This is a genomic window from Gordonia phthalatica, from assembly GCF_001305675.1.
GTDB lineage: Bacteria > Actinomycetota > Actinomycetes > Mycobacteriales > Mycobacteriaceae > Gordonia > Gordonia phthalatica.
On record NZ_CP011853.1, the window covers coordinates 1,148,792 to 1,174,730 of the forward strand.

At 68.1% G+C, this 25,939-nt stretch carries 25 protein-coding genes; 10 read left to right on the top strand and 15 right to left on the bottom strand.

Features of this window, described 5'->3' with window-relative positions; genetic code table 11:
• Positions 1 to 111 precede the first annotated feature (111 nt).
• Positions 112 to 1,431 (top strand): PhoH family protein, encoded by a 1,320-nt coding sequence (locus ACH46_RS05355; protein WP_062392009.1) that lies wholly within the window; start codon positions 112 to 114, stop codon positions 1,429 to 1,431.
• A gap of 85 nt (positions 1,432 to 1,516) precedes the next feature.
• Here the strand turns inward: ACH46_RS05355 and ACH46_RS05360 are convergent, their stop codons facing one another.
• Positions 1,517 to 2,131 (bottom strand): class I SAM-dependent methyltransferase, encoded by a 615-nt coding sequence (locus tag ACH46_RS05360; RefSeq protein WP_062395003.1) that lies wholly within the window; start codon positions 2,129 to 2,131, stop codon positions 1,517 to 1,519.
• Positions 2,132 to 2,295: 164 nt separating this feature from the next.
• On the opposite strand from ACH46_RS05360, the gene ACH46_RS05365 reads away from it, so the two are divergent.
• Complete coding sequence (locus ACH46_RS05365; protein WP_062392010.1) at positions 2,296 to 3,159, top strand: L,D-transpeptidase family protein; 864 nt, start codon at positions 2,296 to 2,298, stop codon at positions 3,157 to 3,159.
• Positions 3,160 to 3,238: 79 nt separating this feature from the next.
• Here the strand turns inward: ACH46_RS05365 and ACH46_RS05370 are convergent, their stop codons facing one another.
• The 3 genes from ACH46_RS05370 to ACH46_RS05380 form a co-directional block, all read right to left on the bottom strand.
• A complete protein-coding gene (locus tag ACH46_RS05370) occupies positions 3,239 to 3,922 on the bottom strand; it encodes a PIG-L deacetylase family protein (RefSeq protein ID WP_062395005.1) in 684 nt (227 codons plus the stop codon).
• 29 nt (positions 3,923 to 3,951) lie between these two features.
• Positions 3,952 to 4,872 (bottom strand): NADP-dependent oxidoreductase, encoded by a 921-nt coding sequence (locus tag ACH46_RS05375; protein WP_062392011.1) that lies wholly within the window; start codon positions 4,870 to 4,872, stop codon positions 3,952 to 3,954.
• A 91-nt stretch (positions 4,873 to 4,963) separates the two neighbouring features.
• Complete coding sequence (locus tag ACH46_RS05380) at positions 4,964 to 6,349, bottom strand: type VII secretion protein EccE (RefSeq protein WP_062392012.1); 1,386 nt, start codon at positions 6,347 to 6,349, stop codon at positions 4,964 to 4,966.
• Positions 6,350 to 6,447: 98 nt separating this feature from the next.
• On the opposite strand from ACH46_RS05380, the gene eccB reads away from it, so the two are divergent.
• The gene (gene eccB / locus ACH46_RS05385) at positions 6,448 to 7,839 is read left to right on the top strand and encodes a type VII secretion protein EccB (RefSeq protein ID WP_062392013.1); all 1,392 of its coding nucleotides are present in this window, start codon (positions 6,448 to 6,450) and stop codon (positions 7,837 to 7,839) included.
• Positions 7,840 to 7,846: 7 nt separating this feature from the next.
• On the opposite strand, the gene ACH46_RS05390 is transcribed toward eccB, so the two are convergent.
• Complete coding sequence (locus ACH46_RS05390; protein WP_062392014.1) at positions 7,847 to 8,470, bottom strand: TetR/AcrR family transcriptional regulator; 624 nt, start codon at positions 8,468 to 8,470, stop codon at positions 7,847 to 7,849.
• Positions 8,471 to 8,682: 212 nt separating this feature from the next.
• On the opposite strand from ACH46_RS05390, the gene ACH46_RS05395 reads away from it, so the two are divergent.
• The 4 genes from ACH46_RS05395 to nrdE all read left to right on the top strand — a co-directional run bounded on the left by ACH46_RS05395 (position 8,683) and on the right by nrdE (position 12,663).
• Positions 8,683 to 9,240 (top strand): NAD(P)H-dependent oxidoreductase, encoded by a 558-nt coding sequence (locus tag ACH46_RS05395; RefSeq protein ID WP_062392015.1) that lies wholly within the window; start codon positions 8,683 to 8,685, stop codon positions 9,238 to 9,240.
• A gap of 387 nt (positions 9,241 to 9,627) precedes the next feature.
• On the top strand, positions 9,628 to 9,861 hold the full coding sequence (gene nrdH / locus ACH46_RS05400; protein ID WP_062392016.1) for a glutaredoxin-like protein NrdH: 234 nt from the start codon (positions 9,628 to 9,630) through the stop codon (positions 9,859 to 9,861).
• A 12-nt stretch (positions 9,862 to 9,873) separates the two neighbouring features.
• A complete protein-coding gene (gene nrdI, locus ACH46_RS05405; protein ID WP_082399409.1) occupies positions 9,874 to 10,389 on the top strand; it encodes a class Ib ribonucleoside-diphosphate reductase assembly flavoprotein NrdI in 516 nt (171 codons plus the stop codon).
• 75 nt (positions 10,390 to 10,464) lie between these two features.
• Positions 10,465 to 12,663 (top strand): class 1b ribonucleoside-diphosphate reductase subunit alpha, encoded by a 2,199-nt coding sequence (gene nrdE, locus ACH46_RS05410; protein WP_062392017.1) that lies wholly within the window; start codon positions 10,465 to 10,467, stop codon positions 12,661 to 12,663.
• A gap of 181 nt (positions 12,664 to 12,844) precedes the next feature.
• Here the strand turns inward: nrdE and ACH46_RS05415 are convergent, their stop codons facing one another.
• Positions 12,845 to 13,615 carry a 3-hydroxybutyrate dehydrogenase gene (locus ACH46_RS05415; protein ID WP_062392018.1) on the bottom strand — a complete coding sequence of 257 codons (771 nt, stop codon included), beginning with the start codon at positions 13,613 to 13,615 and terminating at the stop codon, positions 12,845 to 12,847.
• A 121-nt stretch (positions 13,616 to 13,736) separates the two neighbouring features.
• Here ACH46_RS05415 and ACH46_RS05420 point away from each other — a divergent pair, with 121 nt between their 5' ends.
• Positions 13,737 to 14,642: a LysR family transcriptional regulator gene (locus ACH46_RS05420; RefSeq protein ID WP_062392019.1), complete on the top strand. Its 906-nt coding sequence runs from the start codon at positions 13,737 to 13,739 to the stop codon at positions 14,640 to 14,642.
• 28 nt (positions 14,643 to 14,670) lie between these two features.
• On the opposite strand, the gene ACH46_RS05425 is transcribed toward ACH46_RS05420, so the two are convergent.
• Positions 14,671 to 15,417 (bottom strand): CPBP family intramembrane glutamic endopeptidase, encoded by a 747-nt coding sequence (locus tag ACH46_RS05425; protein WP_193392943.1) that lies wholly within the window; start codon positions 15,415 to 15,417, stop codon positions 14,671 to 14,673.
• Between the two features lie 61 nt (positions 15,418 to 15,478).
• Positions 15,479 to 15,916: a hypothetical protein gene (locus ACH46_RS05430; protein ID WP_226995773.1), complete on the bottom strand. Its 438-nt coding sequence runs from the start codon at positions 15,914 to 15,916 to the stop codon at positions 15,479 to 15,481.
• Positions 15,917 to 16,125: 209 nt separating this feature from the next.
• On the opposite strand from ACH46_RS05430, the gene nrdF reads away from it, so the two are divergent.
• Both nrdF and ACH46_RS05440 read left to right on the top strand, forming a co-directional pair.
• Positions 16,126 to 17,127, top strand: coding sequence for a class 1b ribonucleoside-diphosphate reductase subunit beta (nrdF, locus tag ACH46_RS05435; RefSeq protein WP_062392021.1), 1,002 nt, complete (start codon positions 16,126 to 16,128; stop codon positions 17,125 to 17,127).
• A gap of 192 nt (positions 17,128 to 17,319) precedes the next feature.
• Positions 17,320 to 17,853 carry a hypothetical protein gene (locus ACH46_RS05440; RefSeq protein ID WP_062392022.1) on the top strand — a complete coding sequence of 178 codons (534 nt, stop codon included), beginning with the start codon at positions 17,320 to 17,322 and terminating at the stop codon, positions 17,851 to 17,853.
• A gap of 18 nt (positions 17,854 to 17,871) precedes the next feature.
• On the opposite strand, the gene ACH46_RS05445 is transcribed toward ACH46_RS05440, so the two are convergent.
• From ACH46_RS05445 to ACH46_RS05475, 7 genes are all read right to left on the bottom strand, one after another.
• Positions 17,872 to 18,261, bottom strand: coding sequence for a GntR family transcriptional regulator (locus ACH46_RS05445; RefSeq protein WP_062392023.1), 390 nt, complete (start codon positions 18,259 to 18,261; stop codon positions 17,872 to 17,874).
• Positions 18,258 to 19,175 (bottom strand): hypothetical protein, encoded by a 918-nt coding sequence (locus tag ACH46_RS05450; RefSeq protein ID WP_062392024.1) that lies wholly within the window; start codon positions 19,173 to 19,175, stop codon positions 18,258 to 18,260. Before ACH46_RS05450 ends, ACH46_RS05445 begins: the two co-directional genes overlap by 4 nt.
• A gap of 124 nt (positions 19,176 to 19,299) precedes the next feature.
• Positions 19,300 to 19,995 (bottom strand): DUF4873 domain-containing protein, encoded by a 696-nt coding sequence (locus ACH46_RS05455; RefSeq protein WP_062392025.1) that lies wholly within the window; start codon positions 19,993 to 19,995, stop codon positions 19,300 to 19,302.
• Positions 19,992 to 20,906 carry an AurF N-oxygenase family protein gene (locus ACH46_RS05460; protein ID WP_062392026.1) on the bottom strand — a complete coding sequence of 305 codons (915 nt, stop codon included), beginning with the start codon at positions 20,904 to 20,906 and terminating at the stop codon, positions 19,992 to 19,994. The genes ACH46_RS05455 and ACH46_RS05460 overlap by 4 nt, the downstream gene beginning before the upstream one ends.
• 139 nt (positions 20,907 to 21,045) lie before the next feature.
• Complete coding sequence (locus ACH46_RS05465; protein ID WP_062392027.1) at positions 21,046 to 21,801, bottom strand: SWIM zinc finger family protein; 756 nt, start codon at positions 21,799 to 21,801, stop codon at positions 21,046 to 21,048.
• The gene (locus ACH46_RS05470) at positions 21,798 to 24,692 is read right to left on the bottom strand and encodes a DEAD/DEAH box helicase (protein WP_062392028.1); all 2,895 of its coding nucleotides are present in this window, start codon (positions 24,690 to 24,692) and stop codon (positions 21,798 to 21,800) included. The genes ACH46_RS05465 and ACH46_RS05470 overlap by 4 nt, the downstream gene beginning before the upstream one ends.
• 48 nt (positions 24,693 to 24,740) lie before the next feature.
• A complete protein-coding gene (locus tag ACH46_RS05475; RefSeq protein ID WP_120298697.1) occupies positions 24,741 to 25,766 on the bottom strand; it encodes an ABC transporter substrate-binding protein in 1,026 nt (341 codons plus the stop codon).
• Positions 25,767 to 25,939: the final 173 nt, after the last annotated feature.

Sequence of the window (25,939 nt, forward strand, 5' to 3'; positions counted from 1 at the left end):
CGCCGAGGTCCGCTGACCGCCTCACGGCGGGCAGGGGGAGGCACGAGCCGACCGGCTGCTCAAGACAACATGGTTCCGTGCGGGGCCCGCATGGACGCCTAGGAGTCCGACGTGACCGCACGCACCCCCGCTGTTCGCACCTATGTCCTCGACACCTCCGTTCTGCTGTCCGACCCGTGGGCGGTGACCCGCTTCGCCGAGCACCACGTGGTGCTCCCACTGGTCGTCATCTCGGAGCTCGAGGGCAAACGGCACCACAGCGAGCTCGGCTGGTTCGCCCGCCAAGCGCTACGCCTGCTCGACGATCTGCGCGTGAAGCACGAGCGCCTCGACATCGCCATCCCGATCGGCGACGACGGCGGCACCGTGCAGGTGGAGCTCAACCACACCGATCCCGCCGTGCTGCCCGCCGGCTTCCGCAACGAGACCAACGACTCCCGCATCCTCGCGTGCGCGCTGAACCTGCGTGCCGAGGGCAAGGACGTCACCCTGGTCTCGAAGGACACTCCGCTGCGCGTCAAGGCGGGCGCCGTCGGCCTGGCCGCCGACGAGTACCACGCGCAGGACGTCGTCGTCTCCGGCTGGACCGGCATGGACGAGGTGGACGTCGCCGACACCGCGATCGATGCGCTCTTCGCCGACGGCCTCATCGATCTCGACGAGGCCCGCGACCTGCCCTGCCACACCGGGCTCCGACTCCTCGGCAACGGGCAGAGTGCTCTCGGCCGGGTCACCGACACCAAGCAGGTGCAGCTGGTCCGCGGCGACCGCGAGGCGTTCGGCCTGCGTGGCCGGTCCGCCGAGCAGCGCGTCGCCCTCGACCTGCTGCTCGACGAGTCGGTCGGCATCGTCTCCCTCGGCGGCAAGGCGGGCACCGGCAAGTCGGCGCTCGCGCTGTGCGCCGGACTCGAAGCAGTTCTGGAGCGGCGCACGCACCGCAAGGTGGTCGTGTTCCGGCCGCTGTACGCGGTCGGCGGTCAGCAGCTCGGCTACCTGCCCGGCAGCGAGGCCGAGAAGATGGGGCCGTGGGCGCAGGCGGTCTTCGACACCCTGGAGGGCCTCGTCTCCACCGAGGTCATCGACGAGGTCCTCGACCGCGGCATGCTCGAGGTGCTTCCGCTGACGCACATCCGCGGGCGATCGTTGCACGACTCGTTCGTCATCGTCGACGAGGCACAGTCGCTGGAGCGGAACGTGCTGCTCACCGTGCTCTCCCGCCTCGGTGCGGGCTCCCGCGTGGTGTTGACGCACGACGTCGCGCAGCGTGACAACCTGCGCGTCGGCCGCCACGACGGCGTCGCCGCGGTGATCGAGAAGCTGAAGGGCCACCCGCTGTTCGCGCACATCACGCTGTCGCGCAGCGAGCGGTCGCCGATCGCCGCCCTCGTCACCGAGATGCTGGAGGAGTTCGCGCCCGGCGCGGGCGTGTAGTCCGAGCTACCGACATCTGCGTCCCCGTGGCGCCCTCTCAAGGGCGATTTGCCCTCGGCAAGGGCTCACGGGGACGCAGATGTTTCTAGCCCTCGGAGTCGACGGCGTGCCGGAGGATCGACACCGCGAAATCGGCGTCGTCGTGCCAGGGGCGCAGATCCCAGGTCGCCAAGCGCAGCTCCAGAACCAGATCAGTCTCGGCGAGCGCGGCATCGAAGTCGGCCAGGGCGAGCTTCGCGACGTGGAAGCCGACCACCACTCTGCCGTCGGGCTTCAGGTGCTCACCGAGTCGGCGCAGCACCTCCGATTCGGTGTCCGGTGCGACGAATGCGAGCACATTGCCCGCGCAGACGATCGCGTCGAAACGGGTGCGGGTGCCGTCGGTCTCGCGGATGTCGAGTTTGGCGAGGTCGCCGAGCAGCCACTCCGGGCCGGGATGGTCGGCCTCGGCGGCGGCGATCAGGACGGGATCGACGTCGACTCCCGTGACGTGGTGCCCGACCGAATGCAGGTATCCGCCCACGCGGCCGGGCCCGCACCCGGCGTCGAGCAGTCGCGAGCCGCGGCCGACCATCGCGTCGATCATCCGCGCCTCGCCGGCCAGATCGGCGCCGTCGGCCGCCATCTCGCGAAAGCGCTGGACATACCACTCGCTGTGGCCGGGTGCGGTGTCGGTGATCCACCGGGGAGCAGGCGTCATGGCCTCCACCGTAGCCCGACCGTGCATGCGTCGGGGACGTCGGAATCGACCTGTTCCGGCTGCTCACGGATCAGTTGCAGAAAGGTGACGATGGTCTCCGCGGGTGGCATCGGTCCGGTTCGAACTGGCACACTGAGGTGGTGCTGAAGTTACTGATGAGGCGAATGTTAGAACTGGGGTTTGCGTTTGCAGCGCTCCTCGGAGCACTTGTCGTGGGGGTTGGACAAGCGGCAGCGGTCCCGCAGACTGCACCGTCGACCGGGTCTGACAGCATCACCGCGCTACTCGACAACCTGCTCAAGGGGCTGACTCAGCCGGGTGCACCCGCCGTGCCCGGTGCCGCGGAGACCTCGCAGATGATCGTCGCGACCGCACCGGTCGCGACATCGCAGACCGCGATGCTGACCGCGTTCGAGAAGGACGCGACCGGAACGTGGAAGCCGGTCGAGGGCATCGGACCGACCAAGGCGATGCTCGGTGAGAAGGGCATGGGCAAGGCGCAGGACAACGTGTCCCGCACCCCGGAGGGCACCTTCCCGCTCAACATCGCGTTCGGGCGTCAGGACAAGCCTGAAGGCACCAAGATGGAGTACTTCAAGACCACTCCGCGTGACTGGTGGGACTCGAACGAGAAGTCGCCGACCTACAACACGCACGTCCAGTCCGACACCAGCCCGGGTGGCGACAGTGAGAATCTGTACAACATCGGTCCGGTGTACGACTACGCGGTCAACATCAACCACAACCCGACTCGCACGCCGGGCGACGCATCTGCGATCTTCCTGCACGTGACCGACGGCAAGCCCACCCAGGGCTGCGTGGCGATCGCGCGCGAGGAGATGGTGAAGATCCTGCAGTGGCTGGATCCCGCCAAGAACCCGAAGATGACCATCGGCGTCAACATCGATGCGCCGAAGGACGTTCCGAACGCTCAGGCGGACAAGCTTCCGGGCGCGGACGTGATCGGCGGCGTCGTGGGCAACCTCGCCAACCTGATCCCGACCCTGCTGGCGGGCTCAGCGTCCTGAGATAGTCACAAGCCACATCGGTGAACCCGGGGCCGTACGCGAAAAGCGTGCGGCCCCGGTGCTGTCGTTTGGGCGGGGGCTACGCCTTCGGTCGGATCTGTTCGAAGCCCGATGCGTGGGCGGCGGCGAAGCCGTCGATCGGTTCGGTGGACCACTCCACCTGCCGGCGTGCCTGCGTCTCGACGGGGGTCTCCGGATCCAGGACCTCCAGGTACACCTTGTGGCAGGTCAGCGATTCGACGGCCTTCTCGGTGTACCCGGTGACGTCCACGGCGTGCGTGGGGTTCGGTCCGTTCCAGTAGACGGTCGAGCGAGCGTTCGGCAGTTCGTCGTGCGCGTCGATGACGGCAGCCGCGAACTCGATGTGATCACGCTGGTTCGGCGGCTTGCCCTCGCCCCAGCCCGGTCCGCCGTACGTGCAGAGGATGACGTCGGGGTCGACCCGCTCGACCACCTCGGTGATCTTCGCGCGCAGTTCCGGCGAGTTGAAGACCTCGCTGTCGGGGAAGCCCCAGAACTCCACCTCGGTCACGCCGACGACGGCGGCCGACGCGATCTGCTCGCCCTCGCGCAGCGGGCCTGCCTCGGCGGCGTCCATGCCCTGGATGCCGACCTCGCCACTGGTCGCGAGGCCGTAGACCACGCGCTTGCCCTCGGCCGTCCACCGTGCCACCGCGGCGGCCATGCCGTACTCGGGATCATCGGGGTGGGCGACGAGGACGAGGGCCGTCGACCAGTCGGACGGAAACGTTGCTGGTGTCATGGTGGCCACGGTACCGCGAGTGACGGCGTCTACGGCACGATGACGAGCTTGCCGCGCACATGCCCCGACTGGCTCTGCCGGAAGGCCTCCGCGACCTGATCCAGGCCGAACGTGCCCGCGACGTCGACGGTCAGCTTGCCGTCGTCGGCGAGCTGTGCAAGGCGGGCGGTCTCGGTGCCGTCGGGGCGAACCCAGACGTACTGACCACCGTGCTCGACGACGGAACCGTCGGCGATGGACGAATGCGGACCGTCGGCCCGCAGGACCGCGAGGGTGGTGGCGAGCTGATCGCCGACGAAGTCGGCCACCGCGTCGACCGGTCCGTCTGCGGCAGCCCGGATCCGGTCGACGAGGCCGTCGCCGTACTTGATCGGCTCAGCGCCGAGGCTCCGCAGGTAGTCGTGGTTCTTCGGCGATGCGGTACCGAGGACCCGGGCCCCGCGTGCGACGGCGATCTGCACGCCGAAGCTGCCGACGCCGCCCGCGGCGCCGTGGATGAGGAGGGTGCGACCGGCGAGGTCGCCGAGGACGTCGATGGCGCGGAGTGCGGTTCCGCCGGCGAGGGGGAGGCCCGCGGCCTGCTCCCACGACAGCGATGCGGGCTTGTGCGCGACGGCGCGCACCGGCACGACCGCCCGTTCGGCGAACGTGCCCTCGCCGACGGTGTCCTTCCGCGCGTACGCGAGGACCTCGTCGCCGACCTGGAACTCGGGGGTGTCGAAGCCGGTCGCGATCACGACACCGGCCACGTCCCATCCCGGCACCACCGGGAACTGTGTCGGCATGATCGCGTCGAGGCCGCCGGCCATCAGCTTCCAATCGACGGGGTTCACGCCCGCGGCCTTCACCTCGATCAGCACCGACGCGGGCGCGAGCTTCGGGTCCGGGAGGTCCCGGACGGTCACGGCATCGAGATCAGTGGTGAAGTGGTCGTAGACGGCGGCGCGCATGGCGGGGGCCTTTCGGGATCATCGGCGAAGAAGTTACGAAAGTAAGTATACGGCGCATGCAACTAATCGCGCAGCAGTGGTCGCGCCCGGCTCACCGTTCGACGATGGCGCGCTCGGCCGTCGTCGACACGAGGCGGAGACCGACGGTCCGGCCGGAACCGCGCGCGACCACCGTCCCGCCGTCGGCGGACTGTCGGATCATCGGGCCGCGGCCGGACGGTGGAGGCGCGCCGGCATCGCGCAGGCGGAGCAGTGTGGTGCCGCGCGGTGCGGTGAGAGTGCAGGCTTCCGTGTCGTCGACGATCACCTGGATCGGATGCTGCGGATGGCCGACCGTCACCGATCCGGTGCCGACCGATGCGGCGAGCCGTCGCCACTGCTGCGGGTGATCCGTCGCGACCGCGACCGCGAAGCCGAGCGCGGCGAGGCGTGCGACGACCTGCCGATGCAGCACGCCGTCGCCCATCACGTCGCAGTGTGGAATGTCGCGGCCCGCCATTCGCAGGGTGACGGGCCGGTCGGACGCGTCCGCGCCGACGATCTGGCCGTCACCGGCGAGGGGGACGGCGATCGCGTCGCTCGCGGCGAGGTGGAAGGAGGGGCTGATGTCGTCGGTGCTCCGGCGGCGGCGCGGTGTCGGCACGTCGATCGGAAGGCCTGCGGCGGCGATTGCACGGCGGTCGGCGGTGACGAGTTCCAGGCCGAGTTCCCCGCTCCGGTCGACGGCACGACCGCCGTTGTCGCGCACCGAGACGCGCACCGACGGTCCCGGCGTGACGCTCACAGTGACGGTGGTCGAGACGGCGTTCACGGCGACCGGGGTGGCGAGCAGTGCGGTCGCGGCCTCCGGGCGGGCGTCGCGCAGGACATAGGAGACCAGCGGTGACCCGTTGTGCTCCACGCCGATCGGTGCCTCGGCGGCGGACCAGACCGGTATCCCCTCGGTGAATCGTGCGGTGAGCTCGGCGATCTCGGCGGCCGCCAGCGGATGGGCGACGACGCCGTCGTCGGCCAGGCGGGCGCACAGCCGACGCAGGACCCAGAGCGCGGTCCGCAGGGCTCCGGTGCCGGCGTCGCCCCGCGACCGGACTGCGTCGGGCCAGTCCGCCGGACGGATCCGCACCACGAGGTGCACGCTGCGGTGCGCGGCGATCCGCTGCCCGCCGAGCAGGCCGCGGTACGCCCGGGCCGCCGGACCGTTGCCCCAGCAGGCCATCGTGTGCGTGACGACGTCGACCGACGACGGTGCCGCATCACGGGCGCCGAGTGCGGCGACCGCCGCGGCCATCAGGCGGGCATCGCCCGGCTGGGCGGCACCGACGACGAGCGGCGCGGGCGTCGTCGGACCGACGCCGATGACTCCCACGAGCGTGTCGCCGCACCGCCGGAGGCCGACGCGAACGCCGTCGTCGGGGACGTCGAACGGTGCCGTCGGCTCGGGTGCGACGGCGCGCCGGAACAACAGGCGTGTCTGCAATGCTGCGTTCCCCCTGAAAAACTATTTTGCCGGAATCGTCGTGATGCGAGGCTATCGTGCGGATAGGGTTCGTGCGGGGAATTCGATCGGGGGAGTGAATGTCACGACGCATCACCACGCGTGCGCAGGTCAGCGGGTACCGCTTCGGGTTGGCGCGCGCCGAGCATGCCCTCGTCCGCCGCGACGTCCGCATGATGCACGATCCGATGCGCGCGCAGATGCGCGCGCTGATCGCGGGCGCGATCCTCGCGGTCGTGATCGTGGCCGGCGCGGGGATCTACGGTTTCATTCGGCCGCAGCCGGGCGTGAAGGACGCGCAGATCGTCACCGCGGACAGCGGTGCGGTGTACGTGCTGCTCGACGGCGTGATGCACCCGGCCGCGAACATCGCCTCCGCGCGACTGATCCTCGGGCAGGCTGCCCCGGTCCGGAAGGTCAGCGACACCGCACTCGCCGATTATCCGCGCGGCGCGCAGGTGGGGATCGTCGGCGGTCCGACGACACTCGCGGCGGCAGCGGACGCCGACGTCTCGACGTGGACCGTGTGCGACTCGGCCGGCGTCAGTGCCGTGATCGTGGGGCGCGTCGACTCGGGGTCGCCCGCGGACGCTGCGCTGGTAGAGCACGACGACGTCGCCTGGCTCGTCTACCGAGCGCCCGGCCCGGACGGTGCGATGACACCCGTGCGTGCCCGCGTCGACGGCAGTCGGGTGGAGTTGCTGCGAGCGCTCGGCCTGGAATCGGTGACGCCACGGCCCGTTGGCTCCGGATTCCTCGACTCGTTCCCCGCACGACCCGACCTGCGCGTGCCCGACGTTCCCGGCCGCGGGTCGCCCGGCGTCCTCGGCAGGCCGGTGGGATCGGTGGTGGCCACCGCCGGAGTCGACGAGACCCTCAGCTTTCACCTCATCCTGTCCGACGGCGTCCAACACCTGTCGGTGGCCGCGGCCGAGACCATGCGGCTGTCGGACCCGGACGCGGAGGGCGCGGTGCCGCGGATCGCACCCGCGGACCTCGCCGCCGTCCCGGTCCGCGAGACCGTGCCGCTGACCCACTTCCCGACCGCGGTGCCCGCACTGTCCGACGTGGAGCCGCCGGTCCTGTGCCACCGCTGGAGTCGCGATCGCGACGCCTCGCTCGCTTCCGCGCAGGTGATGGCGGCGCGACGACTGCCGATCCCGAACGAAGCGCGGCCGGTCACGTTGGCGACCGCCGACGGCCCCGGGCCCGCGCTCGACCTGGTCTATCTGCAACCCGGGTCCGGCGAGCACGTCCTGCTGACCGGTGTCGAACCGGATTCGCGCCGCGCATCGACGCCCTTCTACATCAGCGACGTCGGCGTCCGCTATCGACTGGCGGGTGCGGAGACGGCGTCGATCCTCGGGCTCGACGACCCGCTGCGGGCACCCTGGCCGATGGTGTCACTGCTGCCATCCGGGCCGGAACTGAGCCGGGAGGCCGCAGCCGTGACCCGCGACGGCACGAGCTGAGCGGGCCTCAGTACCCGGCGACCAGTCGCCGGACCATCGCCTCCCAGTCGTCGGCGATCTCCGCGCGTGTCATGCCGATCACGTCGATGAGGTGACGGACGGTCTGCGCCATGATCGGCGCCTGAACGGCCTGCGCGACCACTTCGACGCGACCGTGGAAGCCGAGTTCGCCCAGCAGCATCCGCACGTGCTGGGTCGACATCGCCCACACCGGGTGCGACAGATGATCGGGGTGGTCGGCGCCGGCCTCGAGCAGGATGTCGAGGTGATCGACGGTCATCTTCAGTCGCGCGCGACCGTAGGCGATCAGACGTTCCAGCGGGGGAGCGCCGGGGCCCAACGGCTCGGGGCCGGAGAGGAAGCCCTGCTGCAGGTCGGATTCGGAATGGTCGAGGAGGGCGAGCATCAGGCCGGTGCGGTTGCCGAATCGGCGGAAGACGGTGCCCTTGCCGACACCGGCCGCACGGGCCACGGCCTCCATGGTGACGGCGGCGGCGCCCTGACTGTCGATCAACGACTGCGCTGCCGCCAGGAGCAGGCGCCGATTGCGCGCGGCGTCGGCCCGCTCCGGGATGGGAGCGGGGGCGTTCGCCACGTGCAGTTCGAGGGGCCCGGGGCCGTCGGAGGGCATGCCTCGACCTTAGTTCATGTCTCCGATGTCGCACTTTGTCCGCGTGTCGGGCAGCTCCCGGGGCGCTCGCGGGCGACTGTGTCGGGGCTCACCGTGAAACGCGGAATCATGGCGGACCCCGGTCCGTTTAATGAGGGTAACGCGGTGACGACCCCACGGGACGCGGCACCGAAAGACATCACGACCGAACAGACCTCACAAGGGAGCACTCCATGTCGAACAGCAACCTCACCATCGCAGTCCTCGTCGGCAGCCTGCGCTCCGGCTCGCACAACCGCGCGCTCGCCGAACTGGCCGTCGCCAACGCGCCCGAGGGCGTCGAGTTGACCATCGTCGACGGGCTGGCCGAACTGCCCTTCTACAACGAGGACCTCGACGTCGAAGGATCGGTGCCCGCGAACGTCGCCGCGCTGCGCGAAAGCCTGGCCGGCGTCGACGCCTTCTTGTTCGTCACCCCCGAGTACAACGGCACCATCCCGGCCGTCCTGAAGAACGCGATCGACTGGCTGTCGCGTCCGTACGGCGCAGGCGCGCTCGCAGGCAAGCCCGCCGGCGTCATCGGCGCGGCGCTCGGCCGCTACGCGGGCACCTGGTCGCGTCAGGACACCCGCAAGTCGATCGGCGTCGCGGGCGCCAAGGTCGTCGAGAACGTCGAGATCGGCATCGGCACCGGCAACCTGGGCGACGAGGGCGTCGCCACCGACGCGATCGTCGAGAGCGTCGTCGCAGCGGTCCGCACCCTCGTCGACGAGGTGGCCGTCGCCGTCTGATCGGACGAATCTGCACGTGTGGCCGCGACCTTCGGATCGCGGCCACACGTGTTTGTCGGGAGTTCGTCCACATCTAGTGTTGACCACCTTGTGGAGGACCTTGTGGACGTGCTGTGGACGCGTGTGAACGACACGCCCAACACGCCGAGACACGCCGGAACGACCTGTGGACAAGCGACCCGCGACCTGCGACTTTCATGAATGTTATTCACAAGTTCTTGTGGTCTGGAAAAAGGTCAGACACTAGGTGTAGTGTTTGGGGAGTCCGGGGGGCAGACGGCAACCGAGAGAGTTACAAGGATGTCGTTCGCTGCGAAAGCAGTATCCGGTCAGAGAAGTGCGGCGACCAGATCGCGGCAGTGAATTCGTCTCAAGGGAGCTCAATCGATGGCCATCACCGTTTACACCAAGCCCGCATGCGTCCAGTGCAACATGACCTACAAGGCGCTCGACAAGGCCGGACTGGAGTACGAGGTCGTCGACATCAGCCAGGACGACGAGGCGCGCGACTACGTGATGGCGCTCGGCTACCTGCAGGCGCCGGTCGTCGTCGTCGGTGACGATCACTGGTCGGGCTTCCGTCCCGAGCGCATCAAGTCTCTCGCTGCTTCTGCAGCCTGACCGGGCGCGCCGATGGCCGCTGACACCGACACCCAGGATCTGATCGCGGAACGGTCGCCCGCAGGCGACGACGGCCCGCTGATCGTCTACTTCTCGTCGGTCTCGGAGTACACCCACCGCTTCGTTCGGAAGCTGGGTCTCCGCTCGGTCCGGATCCCGCTCATCGATCGCACCGGTTCGTTCCGAGTGAACGAACCCTACGTCCTGATCACCCCCACCTACGGCGGCGGGAAGATCAGCGACATGGGCAAGGCCGCCGCTCACGCGGGCGGCGGATACGTGCCCAAGCAAGTCATCAAGTTCCTCAATATCGAGCACAACCGGTCACTGATCCGGGGGGTGATCGCCGGTGGCAACACGAACTTCGGAGCGGAGTTCGCGATGGCCGGCGACATCATCTCGCACAAGTGCCAGGTGCCCTACCTGTTCCGTTTCGAACTGATGGGCACCGCCGACGACGTCGAGAGGGTGCGCGCAGGTCTGGCGAATTTCGTTCAGAGTTCTGCGTTCACCGGTCGAGCAGCCTGACGGCAGCCCGGCCACAACCGCAATCGAAGCCCTTCGATCGCTTCATTCACACCACGTTTTACCCAGGGAGAAGCAGTGTCGCCCACCGCAGTTTCTGTCAACGAGTCCGAGATCTCGGCCAGCATGTCGGGGGTGCACGCCGGCCCCGCGGGACATGAGCCCGGCGACCTCGACTTCCACGCGCTCAACGCGATGCTGAACCTGTACGACGCGGACGGCAAGATCCAGTTCGACAAGGACAAGGAAGCTGCTCGTCAGTACTTCCTGCAGCACGTCAACCAGAACACCGTCTTCTTCCACGACCTGGACGAGAAGCTCGAGTACCTCATCAAGGAGAACTACTACGAGCCCGAGGTGCTGGAGCCCTACGACCGCGAGTTCGTGAAGCTCCTGTTCAGCCACGCCTACGGCAAGAAGTTCCGCTTCCCGACGTTCCTGGGCGCGTTCAAGTACTACACGAGCTACACGCTCAAGACGTTCGACGGCAAGCGCTACCTGGAGCGCTTCGAGGACCGCGTGTGCATGGTGGCGCTGACCCTCGCCGCGGGCGACACGGCGCTGGCCCGCCACCTGGTCGACGAGATCATCGAGGGCCGCTTCCAGCCGGCGACCCCCACCTTCCTGAACTCGGGCAAGAAGCAGCGCGGCGAGCCGGTCTCGTGCTTCCTTCTGCGCATCGAGGACAACATGGAGTCGATCGGTCGCTCCATCAACTCGGCCCTGCAGCTCTCCAAGCGCGGCGGCGGCGTCGCCCTGCTCCTGTCGAACGTCCGTGAGCACGGAGCTCCGATCAAGCGCATCGAGAACCAGAGCTCGGGCGTCATCCCGATCATGAAGCTCCTCGAGGACTCGTTCAGCTACGCCAACCAGCTCGGTGCCCGTCAGGGCGCGGGTGCGGTCTACCTGCACGCGCACCACCCGGACATCTACCGCTTCCTCGACACCAAGCGCGAGAATGCGGACGAGAAGATCCGCATCAAGACCCTGTCGCTCGGCGTCGTGATCCCGGACATCACGTTCAAGCTCGCCAAGAACAACGACGACATGTACCTGTTCAGCCCGTACGACGTCGAGCGCGTCTACGGCGTGCCGTTCGCGGACATCAACGTCACCGACAAGTACGACGAGATGGTCGGCGACAAGCGGATCCGCAAGACCAAGATCAAGGCGCGCGAGTTCTTCCAGACCCTCGCCGAGCTGCAGTTCGAGTCGGGTTACCCGTACATCATGTTCGAGGACACGGTGAACCGCGCCAACCCGATCGAGGGCAAGGTGACCCACTCGAACCTGTGCTCGGAGATCCTGCAGGTCTCGACGCCGTCGGAGTTCAACGAGGACCTGAGCTACTCGAAGATCGGCCGCGACATCTCGTGCAACCTCGGCTCGATGAACATCGCCAAGACGATGGACTCGCCGGACTTCGGCCTGAGCATCTCCACCGCCATCCGCGGTCTCACCGCCGTCGCCGATCAGACGTCGATCGACTCGGTGCCGTCGATCAAGCGCGCCAACGACGAGGGTCACGCCATCGGCCTCGGCCAGATGAACCTCCACGGCTACCTGGCCCGCGAGCGGATCTTCTACGGCAGCGAAGAGGGCATCGACTTCACGAACATGTACTTCTACACGGTGGTCTACCACGCAATCAGCGCGTCGAACACCATCGCGAAGGAGCGGGGAGTCGCCTTCAAGGGCTTCGAGAAGAGCAAGTACGCCTCGGGCGAGTACTTCGACAAGTACACCGACCAGGTGTGGGAGCCGGCCACCGAGAAGGTGCGCACCATCTTCGCCGACGCCGGCATCGCCATCCCGACGCAGGACGACTGGCGTGCGCTCAAGGCCGAGGTGCAGAAGCACGGCATCTACAACCAGAACCTGCAGGCCGTCCCGCCGACCGGCTCGATCAGCTACATCAACCACTCGACGAGCTCGATTCACCCGGTCGCGTCGAAGATCGAGATCCGTAAGGAAGGCAAGATCGGTCGCGTCTACTACCCGGCGCCCTACCTGACCAATGACAACCTGGAGTACTTCCAGGATGCGTACGAGATCGGTTACGAGAAGGTCATCGACACCTACGCCGCGGCGACGCAGCACGTCGACCAGGGCTTGAGCCTGACGCTGTTCTTCAAGGACACCGCCTCGACGCGCGACGTCAACAAAGCGCAGATCTACGCATGGCGCAAGGGCATCAAGACGCTTTACTACATCCGCCTGCGTCAGATGGCTCTCGAGGGGACTGAGGTTGAGGGTTGTGTCAGCTGTATGTTATGAGTGTGACTCCAAGTAACACTTAAATCTGGGCGGCCCCGCCCCTCCTGTCGGGAGGGTGCGGGGCCGTTCGGCTCGCCGCCGTTTTCTGTTCCCACATGAGGCGTTGATTCCCGCTCATTGTCGGACAATGAGCGGGAATCAACGCCTCATGTGTGGTTCGAGACCTGCAGCGGGAGCGCGGCTATCCGGCGGTCCAGCCGCCGTCCATGACGTAGGAGCAGCCGGTCATCATCGCGGCGGCGTCGGAGGCCAAGAAGGCGGCGAGCTCGGCGACCTCCGTCGGTTCGATCATCCGCTTGATCGCCGGGCGCTTGAGGAAGACCTTCTCGGTCACCTCGTCCTCGGAGATGCCGTGGGTGCGGGCCTGCTCGGCCACCTGCTTCGCAACGAGGGCGGTCTTCACGTAGCCGGGGTTGATGCAGTTGCTGGTGACGCCGTGCTCGGCACCCTCCAGTGCAGTGACCTTCGAGAGGCCTTCGACGGCGTGCTTGGAGGCCACGTACGCCGACTTGAACTTCGACGCGCGCAGGCCGTGAACCGACGAGATGTGGATGATCCGGCCGAACCCGCGCTCGTACATGCCGGTCAGTGCGGCGCGGGTCAGCAGGAACGGCGCCTCGATCATCAACGTGGTGATCTGCCGGAACTTGGCGGGACTGAACTCCTCGATCGGGCTGACGTGCTGGATGCCCGCGTTGTCGACCAGGATGTCGATGTCGAGGGTCAGTTCGGCCAGGGCGTCGGTGTCGGTGAGGTCAACCTGCCACGGAGTGCCGCCGATGCGCTCGGCGACAGCGGAGGCCGCGTCGCCGTTGATGTCGGCGACGGTGACGGCCGCGCCAGCTTGGGCGAAGCGTTCGGCGACGGCTTCGCCGATCCCGGATCCGGCCCCGGTCACGAGGACGCGTCGTCCTGCCATCGAGGTGTCGGTGGGCTGAATGCTGTCGGTCATGGGCCTCTTCGATCTGTGCTGGTGCGGGGTGCGCCGACGGGGGACACGTCGACGCAGAAATGATTCTCGGTAAGCGCTGAAGCACACGCAATGACCAGAATCGGCGATACGATCTGCGTTTATGCACATCGGTGAGGTGGACCCCAGTGACCTGGTCACCTTGTTGACAGTCGCGCGAACCGGACGGTTCACGGTGGCCGCCGATCTTCTCGAGATCAGCCACACGACGGTGTCCCGGCGCATCGCAGCGTTGGAACGTGCGCTCGGCGGACGTGTACTGATTCGCGATGCGGGCGGCTGGTCGCTGACCGACCTCGGCCGGACGGCGGTCGGCGCCGCCGAGGAGATCGAGGCGACCCTCGCACACCTGCGCACCGACGCCGACGACGCGCTCCGCGGCACGGTCCGCATCGCGGCGACGGAGGGCTTCAGTGCTCGGGTGGTGATCCCGGTGGCAGCGGAACTCGAGCGGAGGAACCCGCAGCTGTCGGTGGACCTGATGGTCGTGACGCGGGCGGTGCCGTCGGCCTACTCCGGCATCGACATCGAGATCGTGGTGGAACGGCCGACGAGTCACGACGTCGAGGCGAGTGTTCTCGGCACCTACCGGCTGGGGCTGTACGGGTCGTCGTCGTATCTGGCGGAGAGCGGCACGCCGGCGGGGCGCGACGACCTGATCGGCCGCCCGCTCATCTACTTCATCGGATCGATGCTCACCATCGACGCGCTCGACGTCGCCAAGTCAGGCCTGCCCCCGATGACCGACCGGTTCCGGTCGACGAGTGTCCAGGTGCAGGTGGACGCCACCCGAGCCGGCATCGGCATCGGCCTGCTCCCGTGCTTCCTGGCCGACGAGCACGACGACCTGACCCGGGTGCTTGCCGACGAGGTGGACGTGGAGATGTCGTACTGGATGGCGATCCGGCCCGAGGCCGCACGACGACGCGAGGTGGCGGCCGTCGCCGACGCGCTGCGCGACCGGATCCGCGCCATCGGTCCGGAATTGTCCGGATACCAAGTCCGATGAGTGATTCCCGCTGACCTCGCGCGGTCGCCTACGACAACTGCCACGCCAATGCTGCGGCGACGGCGCCTGCACCGTTCGCGGCCCAGTGCAGCGCGAGGCAGGGGAGCAGGCTCCCGGTCTTGACGCGCAGCCAGCCGAAGACGACACCGGAGATACCGGTGAACAGCACCGCGCCCACGATGCCGAGGATCGTCCCGACGGCGCCCGAGCCGACCGCGTCGCTGAAACCCTCGTTGCTCGCAGTGAGGCCGAGCGACGACACCACGTGCCAGAGTCCGAACAGGACCGCTTGAATCGCTACGGCGACCCAGGTGCGGTGTCGGCGGAGGAGCGCACCGAGGATGATGCCGCGGAACAGCAATTCCTCGGGGATGACCGTCTGCAGCGGGATCAGCACGAACGCCGAGAACAGCGCCCAGGGGAGAGTGCGGTAGGCGTCGTTGTGGAACAGGTCGCGCAACGGCGGGATGGCGAGCGCGAGTGCGATGGCGGCCACCACCACGACGATGATCGTCGCGGCCCAGCGCATTCCGCGCGCATAGGTGTCGGGTCCGAGGCCGAAGTCGGTGGGCTTGAGGCCGGCGCCGAAGGCGAGGAGGGTGGCGACAGCTGCGGTGATCGTCACGATCCATCGCGACCAGGTGAAGTGGGTGAAGTGCATCGTCGCTTCGGCCGCGAACATCACCGCGATCAGGCCGATCAGCGTGTAGTAGTTCCGGACCCGCGACTGGACCAGACGAGCGCCGTCGAACGACGGTCCGGAACGTTGACGCATGGCGCTCCTTCGGCGTCGACTGTGCGAGGCGAGTCTATCGGGGCTCGGTGCGGTCGACAGGTCAGTGCTGCGGTCCGCCCGACTCGGCCGTGGTGACGCCGAAATGGAAGCCCACGATCGCGATGGCGAGGCCGATGAGCGGCCAATAGAACACCAGTCGACCCTTGGCCGCACAGACGACGGTGCCGACCATCGTCGTCACCAAAGCCAGCAGCGCCCCGCCCCACACGATGAACATGCCGTCGCCGACGCGATCCTCATCGCAGACGGTCGGACCGAAGCAGCTGTCGGTGATCATCACGAAGAAGAAGCTGTAGAACACCGCCATGCCGGCGGCGGCGATGAGTGCGATCCAGCCGAGGACGGCACCGACGATGTCGAGGATCGTCACGGTGCGACTGCGTCTCGGTCGGCGTAGTGGTTCGGGGATCGTCTGAGGGGCGGGCGCGGCGGACGGAAGGGGCGACCAGACACTCGTCGGATCCGGCGGTTCGGTCACGCATCCTCCTGATGATCTGTCGGCGTGACCGGTCGGACCCACCTCGCGTCTGCTCATCGCGACTCTAGGCTGTCGGCCGCACGACACGCCGAGGCAGACACGCCGGAGTCGTTCAGACACACGATGTAGTGCTTTCGGGGTGTCGCGGGCCCAAGCGGTAGGGTTGGAGACGTTCGCTCTGTTCCATTTTTCTGCACACGTGGGGTGTCATGTCTGAGTTCTCGCACAGTCCTGCCGACGGCGCGCCGGTCAAGTTGGTCAACCGGGTCTCGGCCATCAACTGGAACCGCATCCAGGACGATAAGGATGCCGAGGTCTGGGATCGCCTGACCGGCAACTTCTGGCTGCCCGAGAAGGTGCCGGTGTCCAACGACATCCAGTCGTGGGGAACCCTCACCGAGTACGAGAAGGTCCTCACGATGCGGGTCTTCACCGGACTCACCCTCCTCGACACCATCCAGGGCACCGTCGGCGCCATCTCGCTGATCCCGGATGCGATCACCCCGCACGAGGAAGCGGTGTACACCAACATCGCGTTCATGGAGTCGGTCCACGCCAAGAGCTACAGCCAGATCTTCTCGACGCTGTGCTCCAGCAAGGAGATCGACGAGGCCTTCCGCTGGTCGGAGGAGAACGAGTACCTGCAGCGCAAGGCGCACATCATCATGGACTACTACCGTGGTGACGACCCGCTCAAGCGCAAGGTCGCGTCGACGATCCTCGAATCGTTCCTCTTCTACTCCGGCTTCTACCTGCCGATGTACTGGAGCTCGCGCGCCAAGCTCACCAACACCGCCGACATGATCCGCCTCATCATCCGCGACGAGGCCGTCCACGGGTACTACATCGGATACAAGTACCAGCGCGGCCTCGAGGTCGAGACCCCCGAGCGTCGCCAGGAGCTCAAGGACTACACCTTCGAGCTGCTGTACGAGCTCTACGACAACGAGGCCGACTACACCGAAGCCCTCTACGACGAGGTCGGCCTCACCGAGGACGTCAAGAAGTTCCTCCGCTACAACGCCAACAAGGCCCTCATGAACCTGGGCTACGAAGCGCTGTTCCCGAAGGACGAGACCGACGTCAACCCGGCCATCCTCTCCGCGCTCTCCCCGAACGCTGACGAGAACCACGACTTCTTCTCCGGGTCGGGCAGCTCGTATGTCATCGGTAAGGCGGTCAACACCGAAGATGACGACTGGGATTTCTGATCCTTTCGTAGACGGTTGTTGATCGTCGCCCGGTTACGGGTGGCGTCGGTGTGATTCCGCCGCCTCCGCAGTCCTCGCTCCTCGCCCTTGGGGCTCGTCGCTGCGGAGAGGTCGGCGGTCGGAATCACACCGACGCCACCCGTGACCTGTTTCTGCGGTCCTCGCAGTTCGCTCTCCCGTTAGGTTTGTCGAATGAACGTCACTGTCAGGCAGACGCTCACCGTCCGGGCCGTCCTCACCTTCATCGTCGGGCCGGCGATTTTCGTCGCGCTCGGGATCGTGATGATCCTCGGCAGTCAGGGGGATGTCTCGGGGCTGCTGCTCGGCATCGTGTGCATCGTGTTCTTCGGCGGTGGCGCGGCGTTCGCGCTGTGGCGGAACTTCGGCTCCGGCCGCGACCTGCTGGAGGTCGACGACGACGGGATCCGGGGCCTCGGCCGGGTCGGCGTCGGCCGATGGAGTCTGCCGTGGTCGAAGGTCGACGCTGTCTACGCGGTCACCCAGCGGACGGGGCACGTCACCGTGCAGCACCTCGCCGTCGGTGTCACCGGCACTGCTGAGCATTCCGGAACAGGCAGACTCGCGAGGATGACCAGCGGCCTCGTCGACGTCCCCGTCAACGCCGCAGACCACATGCTGTCGTGGAATCCCGGCATCAAACCGTCGATCGACGAGGTCCTGGCGGCGGTCGCAGCGCGCGGTGTCCCGGTGTTCGACAAGCTCTGAGTGCCTGCGATCCGATGGTCACTGACGTCGTCGGATCGCGGCGAGGACAGCTTCGAGCGCCTCCTGATGCGAGGCGCCTGCCGCGGTCACGGCATCGAGATACGACGATGCAGCTTCCGCCAGCGCCGACGGGGTCTCGGTCGGCATCTCATCGGGAACCTTGGCGACACGGGTGCCGCCGCCTCTCCGGGAGACGATCAGGCCCGTCTCATCGAGCAGCCTGTATGCGTGGCCCGCGGTGTTGACGGCGACGCCGAGGTCGCGAGCCAACTGCCGCAGCGGCGGCAACTTGGCGCCGACCGGTAGAGCGCCGCTCGCGATGTGAGCGACGATCTGCCGGCGGATCTGCTCGAACGCCGGGGTCGGATCGGTGTCGTCGACGCGAATCCGGGGGAGCGGGGCGGTCATGCGGAGACTGCGGAGACGACGGCGCGGGGAATCTTGACCGGCGGGTTGGCGCACGTGACGAACGCGACGATGATCAGCACCATCGCGACGCCCTGGAGGAATTGCGACAGCCCCAGCACGTGGGCGGACTCCACCCACTCCCAGCCCCGGCGGGCGGGCGCGTCCGCATCCCGGTAGCCCCACCCGACATTCGAGAACGCTCCCAGCGCGAAGAACCACGTCATGGACGCACCGCCGACGAACAGGGCGACCGCGCGGGTGGCGACGCCGCTGCGGGTCCAGTTGTCGCTGGGACCGGTCTCGTCGAGGTCGCCGCGCGAGATCGCGAGGCGGACCGTGACGATCGTCAACACGGCCGTGGCCGCCAAGATCGCGAGCGCGAGCCAGTAGGAACCGGGTTGACGCTGGAACGCGAAGTCGGCGGACGCATCGTCGATCACCAGGGCGCCCGCCGTCGTCGTGAGTGCGGCGGCCGCCACGATCGCGGCCACGACGAGCAGCGGTGTCGCCACCAGCGTCGTCACCGAACGCGCGGCGAGGGTGGCGACCGGAACCGAGAATCGACGGATCACTCTCTCGGCGGCGATCAGGGCCAGGAGCGGGACGACGACGAGGCCGACCGTGCCGATGGCTCCGAACACCGTGCGTGCGGCGGCCCAGGCGTCTGCGGACTCGCCGCCGTTCAACCGGGCCGTTTCGATGAAGCCGGCCCCGAGGGACACCGCGTAGGCGACGAGCGGAATCGTGAAGCCGATCCGGAGGAACTTCCGGACGATGGAGCGGTACCGCGCGAAGGCAGTGGACTTCGGCGCCTCGGGCGGCCGGATCGCCGTGAACGCGACGCGGCCGACGACGGCGACCGCCGCGACGATCCCCACGACGATGAGAATGTGGATGTAACTGATGTGTCCCATGAGACCCCCGACCGCACTTGTCTTTGTTGATTGAGACAAGAATGCCGTGCGACGACTCTTGTGTCAATCAGTTACGACAAATGCGGTCGGGGTCGGTCGAGGGGGCGCCTCGGACCGAAGGCGGTCAGGCGACGACGAGTGACTCCCACGGCGGCGTGCCGACGCCGGTCATCCGGACGGTGCCCCACTGCGTCACCTCGGCGAGCTTGGCCTTGACGGCTTCGCCGCCGGGGAGCGCGACGGTCGCGGACGACTTCCCGTCGGCCTTCAGCTCGGCCGCGCGGTCGCTGTAGAGCATGCCGACCCAGTGGAAGCGTCCGTCGTTGGCGTCGACGGCTCCGCGGGCGCGGATCCGAGCGGTGAGCTCTTCGTCCGCCACCTGCACCACCACCTCGCCGTCGAAGGCCTCGACGTCGATCGATTCGTCGGTGGTCCAGTCGTAGTCGACGGCGTCGAACTTGTTGGTGCGACGGGAGAGCTTGCGCGCCAGTCGGTGCCAGGGCAGATGCAGGCCGAGGACCGGCAGATCGGAGTTGGTCTGCACGGTGCGCCGGACGCGGACGCCGTGCGCGCCGGCGAGGTGCGCCTCGGTGAGGGCGGCGACCACGTAGTCGACGGACTCGTCGCTGCAGAAGAAGTGGTCCGGCACGTCCGCCGAGGCGACGCCGAGGTGATTCGGCGTCGGTGCCGGCTCGTCGGTCACGATCAGGTCGGCGAGTGCGGTGTCGTCGACCACCTGGAACGGCAGCGGCGACTCGGCCAGGCGCTTGCGAATCTTCGTGATGGCCGGTGTCGTCCCGACCAGGGCGATCGTCGTCACTTCAGGAACCCCGCGCGTCGCCACATGAAGGAGCCGAACGGGCCCATCAGGTCGTTCTTGATCAGGAACGTGGACAGCGACTCGAAGGACATGATCTGCGAGGCGTTGAAGTTCGGGTTCTTGCGGGCGATCTTGGCGATCTGCTTCGGGTTGTCGAAGCCCGCGCGCCGGTACATCTCGGGCGTGGTGAACAGACGCTGGAACAGCGGGGCGGCCAGGCCGTGGACGTTGGCCGAGACGAGGGTCTCGAACCGGGAGCGGATCGGGCCGCGGCGCACGATGGCATCGCGCGCGAAGCCGATGTGGCGGGACTCCTCGGTGACGTGGATCTGCATCACGCGTGCCACCATCGGCTGAAGCTCGGGGTCGTTCTTGATCTCGCGCTGCAGGGCGTCGAAGAGCTCTTCGCCGACGAGGGTGATGACCCACATCTGGGTGCCGCGCATGATGGGCGGCAGCACGTGCATCACGGCGCGCTGCCAGCCGCGCATCATGTACGCACGACCGCCGACGCGCTCGATGGTCTTGCCGAACATGGTCATGTGACGGCACTCGTCACCCATCTCGGTGAGCGAGTAGTGCGTCGTCGCGGCCGCCGGATCCTTCGTCATGAGGCGGTTCAGCAGCGCGCGGTTGAGCAGGTTCTCGAACCAGATGCCGACGGAGAGGATGTTGGTCATCTCCTGGCGGGAGAGCTCGATCCGCTGCTCCTCGGTCATCGACTCCCAGACGTCGGTGCCGTACAGGCTGATCACACGCGGCGGCAGGAAGTACTTGCCCTCCACCAGTGGGGCGTCGAAGTCGACGTCGACGATGGGGTCGTACGAGCGGCTCGTCGATCCCTTGAGGAGGCGGTTCGCGATCTTGAGTTGGCCGTCGCGGACGGCCTGCGCGTCGTCTGTCGTAGTCATGTTCGGAGTACCTCCGGTCGGGGCCGTTGATCCGGGTGCGGATGCGGCGTACCTGTTAATTCCAGTGACACAAATTACTATACCAACAACTAATGTCACATTCACCAGTGGCGCAACGGTCGACGGCGCGTCGCCGCCGTCAGCGGCGGCGCATGAGGATGTCGTAGAAGGTCGCCAGATCGTCGAACGCCTCGGCGATCTCGGTCGTTGGAATCCCGGTGGCGCGCAGGGCTTGTCGGAGGACGGCCGGGTCGAGCTCGGTGAGCGCGTCGACGACGGGGAACGACGGTGTCGGCGGCGGCAGCAGGTGATCGCCGAACGGATCGTCGACGGTCAGGGGATCGGACTCGACAGCAGTGGGCCCGGGCTCATCGTCCTGCGCGACGGCCAGGAGCTCGGGCAGATCGGTCCCCATCACGGTCAGCAGAGTGGCGGGGCGGCGGTCGATCTCGGCGGCCACCTCGAAGGCCGTCGCCAGCACGTGCGTGCAGCGCGGTGCGTCGTCCGGGCACGTGCAATCGGAGACGACGTCGGCGGGCTCGGTCGGCGCGATCAGATTCCCGAGAGCGGGCGGCTGCTCGCCGCGCGCCAACTCCAGCAGGGTGTCGGCGTCACCGGTGCGACGCAGCAGGTCGATCACCGTCGCGGGATCCACGGTCCGCATCTCCAAGCGCACCTCGAACGGATCGAGCTGACTCCCGCGGACCGACGCGGTGACGAAGCCGTGGGCGATCTGCAGGCCGTCGACGTGCCGATCCCGGAAGTACCGGCGGGCCCCGGTGATCCGTCGGTGGTCGGCGCCCGCCTCCACCACACCGACGAAGGCGCGCGACCAACCGGTGATGCCGTACGCGCGGACGGCGGTCTTGGTTCGACGGAGCCGGGCGGGGCTCATTCGCTCACCGCCTCGTCGCGCAGTGCGAGGAGATCCATCAGGGTGTCGTCGTCGAGCTCGGTCAGCCACGACTCGCCGGTGCTGATCGTCAGCTTCGACAGCTCGCGTTTGGCGGTGATCATCTCGTCGATCCGCTCCTCCAGGGTTCCGACGCAGACGAACTTCCGGACCTGCACGTTCCGCTGCTGCCCGATGCGGTAGGCGCGGTCGGTGGCCTGATCCTCGACGGCGGGATTCCACCACCGGTCGGCATGGATGACGTGGTTGGCCGCCACCAGGTTCAATCCGGTGCCACCCGCCTTCAATGTCGCCAGCAGCACCGGCGGTCCGTCGGGCGCGGTGAACCGGGTGACCATCGCATCGCGCTGCTCCCGGGAGCTTCCGCCGTGCAGCACCGGGACCTCGGCACCCAGCACCGGCGCGAGCCACTCCGACAGCAGCTCCGCGAACGCCGCGAACTGGGTGAACACCAGGGCGCGCTCACCCTCGGCGATCACCGTCGTCAGGATGTCGACGAGCAGCTCCACCTTGCCGGAGCGGTGCCGACCGCGGCGCATCATCGCCGAGCCGTCGTCCAGGTAGTGCGCGGGGTGATTGCAGATCTGCTTGAGGCGGGTGAGTGCCGCGAGCACGGTGCGTCGTCGCGGTCCGCCGTGCGTGGTGTCGGCGAGCGCCTCGTTCAGTTCGTTGAGGACCGCCTGGTAGAGCCCGGCCTGCTCGCTCGACAGATTGGTCCGGACCAGCAGCTCGGTCTTCTCCGGAAGATCGGGGGCGATGGCCGGATCGGTCTTCTCCCGACGCAGGATGAACGGTCGCGTGACGGCCGACAGCCGGGCGACGGCCCGTGGATCGCGGTCGCGTTCGATCGGTTCGGCGAAGCGCGCGCGGAAGGCGGATGCGGTGCCCAGCATTCCGGGGTTCACGAGGTCGATCACCGCGCGCAGGTCTTCGAGACGATTCTCGACGGGGGTGCCGGTCAGGGCGATCCGCTGCCGGGCGGGGACGGCGCGCAGAGCCTTCGCCGCCGCGGTCCGGACGTTCTTCACGTGCTGGGCCTCGTCGACCACCAGCTCGCCCCACCGGAGCGGCGCGAGTGCGACCCGATCACGCGAGAGCGTCGCGAAGGTCGTGAGGACCACGTCCGGCCGGTCGTCGACGATCCGTTCGGTGGACCGACCGGTTCCGTGGTGGACGAGGACCGTCAGGTGCGGGGCGAAGGTCGCGAGTTCGCGGCTCCAGTTGCCGATCACCGACATGGGGCACACCACGAGGGCGGGCGGCAGGTGGTCGCCGCGCTCCCGGTTCGCCGTCAGAAGGGCGATGACCTGCACGGTCTTCCCGAGTCCCATGTCGTCAGCCAGCACACCGCCCGCGCCGATGCCGCCGAGCGCCGACAGCCACTCCAGGCCGCGCTGTTGATACGGGCGCAGCTCGGCGCGCAACGAGACCGGCGCGGGGAGGGTGGGTGGCACCAGCACTCCGCCGCGGGCGATGTCGTCCAACCAGCCGAGGCCGCTCACCTCCGCGACCGGAACCGGAAGTGCGTCGTCCGGGTCGGTGATCAACGCCAGCAGTTCGGCCATCGTCGGTCGGTCGCCGTCGGACTTCACCGCGCGCTGGGCCGCGATGAAGGCGGCCGCACGATGCAGGGCCGCCCCCTCGGCGCGCAGCCACTTGCCGCGCAGACGGACCAGTGCGCCGCTCTGCTGAGCCAACTCGTCGATGTCGGACTGGGTCAGCTCGCCGGCACCCGCCACGTCGCCGAGGGCCAAACGCCACTCGAAGTCGGAGATCTCGTCGAGTCCGACGAACCCGGGACGCGCACCGCCTCCCGGTGTCTGCTCCGACCGGATCGAGAGGGTCGGCGTCACCGCAGCGATCGACGACGGAAGCAGCACGGTGATGCCCGCGGCCTGCAGGTCGGCCACACCGTCGCCCAGCAGTTGGTCGACAACGTCGGTCGTCAACAGGAAGTCGAGGCTGTGCGGGTCGGCCTCTGAACGGCTTAACTCGCCGAAGGCCACTGTCGCGCGCGCCACCTCGGTGGTGACGGTGTCGAGCTCGTGCGGGTCCAGGCGGTGGGGGACCACCGGTGCCAACTCGCCGGTCGGTGTCTGCCTGCACACCTCCAGCCGCCACCGCACCTGATCGGGCGGGACGGCAGGTGCGTCGGGGTCGGGATCGTCGTCGGGCACGTGCAACCGCAGCACGACAGCCGCGGAGCCGGGCCCCGCCGTGCCGACCCAGTCCTGCCAGGCCTGAGCGCTCCGCGGTCCGACCTCGGCGGACAGCAGACCGGGTGAACGACCGGCGAGACCGGCGATCAGCGGTATGGGCGACGAGCCCCGGCCGGCCTCGAGGCGGCGCCGGCACTCGTGGTCGAGCGCCTCGGCCACGAAGTCGGTCACGGCGGCCGGATCCGAGGAGAAGGCGGGCGGGGCCGACGCCTGGGCGACTGCCAACCAACTGCGCCACGCGGGAGTCGGGACAGGGATCCACCGGACCTCGTACTCGCCCCCGACGAGGCAGGTGCTCGGCGCGACGGCCCCGGACGTGATGTAGGCGCGTACGCCGGACAGCAGATAGCGGTAGAAGCCGACGTCGCCGCCCACGCGCAGATGATCGCAGCGGTCCAGCAGTTCGACAGCGCTCGCCATCCCGATGCCGGCGGCCGGCTGGAACCGTCGCGACCCGTCGGTGGTAGGCAGATCGACGGTGTGCCGCAACTTCCGTCGCCCGATCAGATCGGTCAACGAGTCCGGGACGTCGATGACGTCGTCGAACACATCGCCGGGCTCGGCCGGGGTGTCCGGCCACACGGCCAGGCCCAGCCCCGGAATCCACCGGACGCGGAGCGGCGCCCGGCGGTCGGAGTCGATGCTCGCCGTCATGGAGACAGTTCTATCGCGAGGCTGTGACAGTCCTCAGGCGTGGGATGCTCACCCCGCCGAGCTGCTGTTGAGCGAATCCTTCAGATCGTTGAGGACCAACCAGGCCGCTGCGAGGCCGGAACCGGAGTACCAGACGTCGTCGTCGACGTTGAGGACGCGTTTCCAGGTGGGGGCACCCATGTCGAGCCAGCGGTCGCTCATCAGCACGTCGGTGCCGCGAGCGGTCCCCTTCTCGCCCTGGAAACTGACGTAGATGAGGTCGGCGTCCGCGTCCTTATAGTTGTCGTCGTTCGCCACGACGGCCTTCGGCGTGCGCTGCGCAGCGGGTCGGGCCACACCGACCTGCGTCATCACCTGGGCGCCGAACGAGGACGTCCCCTCGATCAACTGGGCGTCGGGGGTGAATCGGACCAGCGAGACCTGCGTGTGCCCGGCGTCCATGACGCGACCGACGCGCTGAGCCTCGGCATCGAACTCGGCGAGCCGCGTCTGCGCCGCCGCGGTGCGGTCGACGGCGGCGGCCACTGCGCGGAAGGAGTCCTGCCAGCCGGTGGTCGGATCGACGACCGCGGTGCGGGCCGCGCCGAGAGCGCCGCCGTCGCGCAGAGCGGTCAGACGACGCTCGGTGGCGGGGGAGGAGAGGACCAACTCGGGAGCGGCCTTCTTCACCGCGGCCGCGTCGGGCGTGTCGCCGAGCGTCGGGACGGCGCCCAACTGCGGGCCGAGATAGGCGGGCACCGATCCGGCCGGTGCGACGACGGCCTTCACCTGAGCGCCCAGACCGAGCGCGCAGAGGGCGTCGAGCAGTGCGGGGTCGGTGACGACGATGCGCTTGACGTCGCTCTTGCCAGCATCGGGAGCGGTGGGGGCCAGGCAGGTCTTGGCGAAGTCGCGGCCCGCGTTCACGATGTTGACCTCGGCGATTCGGGTCACCGTCGTACTGATGACCGAACCGTCGGGGGTGCGAAGAACGCCGTCATCGCTCGCGCAGGCGCTGAGTCCGACGGTCAGTGCGGCGGTCGCCGCGAGGGCGCCGGTGCGGCGCAGCACAGCGCCGGAAGGCTTGAAGAACACCCGCCCACGCTAGCATCGACCGGCGTCGGCGAAATCTCGCCGCGGAATGGGGCTACCTGCAGCGATCAGACAGCGCTATCTTGTAATTACGACAGATCGTAGGACCCGGTCGGAACAGTGTGGCGGTCTGGTTTACGATCAGTACGTAGCGCAAGCGCCATAGGTGATCTAGG

Coding starts and splice junctions, on each gene's coding strand:
- ACH46_RS05450 (WP_062392024.1), bottom strand. CDS start 19,175: ATGGGACACATCAGTTACATCCACATTCTCATCGTCGTGGGGATCGTC.
- ACH46_RS05470 (WP_062392028.1), bottom strand. CDS start 24,692: ATGACGGCGAGCATCGACTCCGACCGCCGGGCGCCGCTCCGCGTCCGG.
- ACH46_RS05395 (WP_062392015.1), top strand. CDS start 8,683: ATGTCGAACAGCAACCTCACCATCGCAGTCCTCGTCGGCAGCCTGCGC.
- nrdH (WP_062392016.1), top strand. CDS start 9,628: ATGGCCATCACCGTTTACACCAAGCCCGCATGCGTCCAGTGCAACATG.
- eccB (WP_062392013.1), top strand. CDS start 6,448: ATGTCACGACGCATCACCACGCGTGCGCAGGTCAGCGGGTACCGCTTC.
- ACH46_RS05375 (WP_062392011.1), bottom strand. CDS start 4,872: ATGCGCGCCGCCGTCTACGACCACTTCACCACTGATCTCGATGCCGTG.
- ACH46_RS05460 (WP_062392026.1), bottom strand. CDS start 20,906: ATGACTACGACAGACGACGCGCAGGCCGTCCGCGACGGCCAACTCAAG.
- ACH46_RS05445 (WP_062392023.1), bottom strand. CDS start 18,261: ATGACCGCCCCGCTCCCCCGGATTCGCGTCGACGACACCGATCCGACC.
- ACH46_RS05425 (WP_193392943.1), bottom strand. CDS start 15,417: ATGCGTCAACGTTCCGGACCGTCGTTCGACGGCGCTCGTCTGGTCCAG.
- ACH46_RS05360 (WP_062395003.1), bottom strand. CDS start 2,131: ATGACGCCTGCTCCCCGGTGGATCACCGACACCGCACCCGGCCACAGC.
- ACH46_RS05440 (WP_062392022.1), top strand. CDS start 17,320: ATGAACGTCACTGTCAGGCAGACGCTCACCGTCCGGGCCGTCCTCACC.
- ACH46_RS05370 (WP_062395005.1), bottom strand. CDS start 3,922: ATGACACCAGCAACGTTTCCGTCCGACTGGTCGACGGCCCTCGTCCTC.
- ACH46_RS05415 (WP_062392018.1), bottom strand. CDS start 13,615: ATGACCGACAGCATTCAGCCCACCGACACCTCGATGGCAGGACGACGC.
- ACH46_RS05420 (WP_062392019.1), top strand. CDS start 13,737: ATGCACATCGGTGAGGTGGACCCCAGTGACCTGGTCACCTTGTTGACA.
- ACH46_RS05465 (WP_062392027.1), bottom strand. CDS start 21,801: ATGAGCCCCGCCCGGCTCCGTCGAACCAAGACCGCCGTCCGCGCGTAC.
- nrdF (WP_062392021.1), top strand. CDS start 16,126: ATGTCTGAGTTCTCGCACAGTCCTGCCGACGGCGCGCCGGTCAAGTTG.
- nrdI (WP_082399409.1), top strand. CDS start 9,874: ATGGCCGCTGACACCGACACCCAGGATCTGATCGCGGAACGGTCGCCC.
- ACH46_RS05390 (WP_062392014.1), bottom strand. CDS start 8,470: ATGCCCTCCGACGGCCCCGGGCCCCTCGAACTGCACGTGGCGAACGCC.
- ACH46_RS05365 (WP_062392010.1), top strand. CDS start 2,296: ATGTTAGAACTGGGGTTTGCGTTTGCAGCGCTCCTCGGAGCACTTGTC.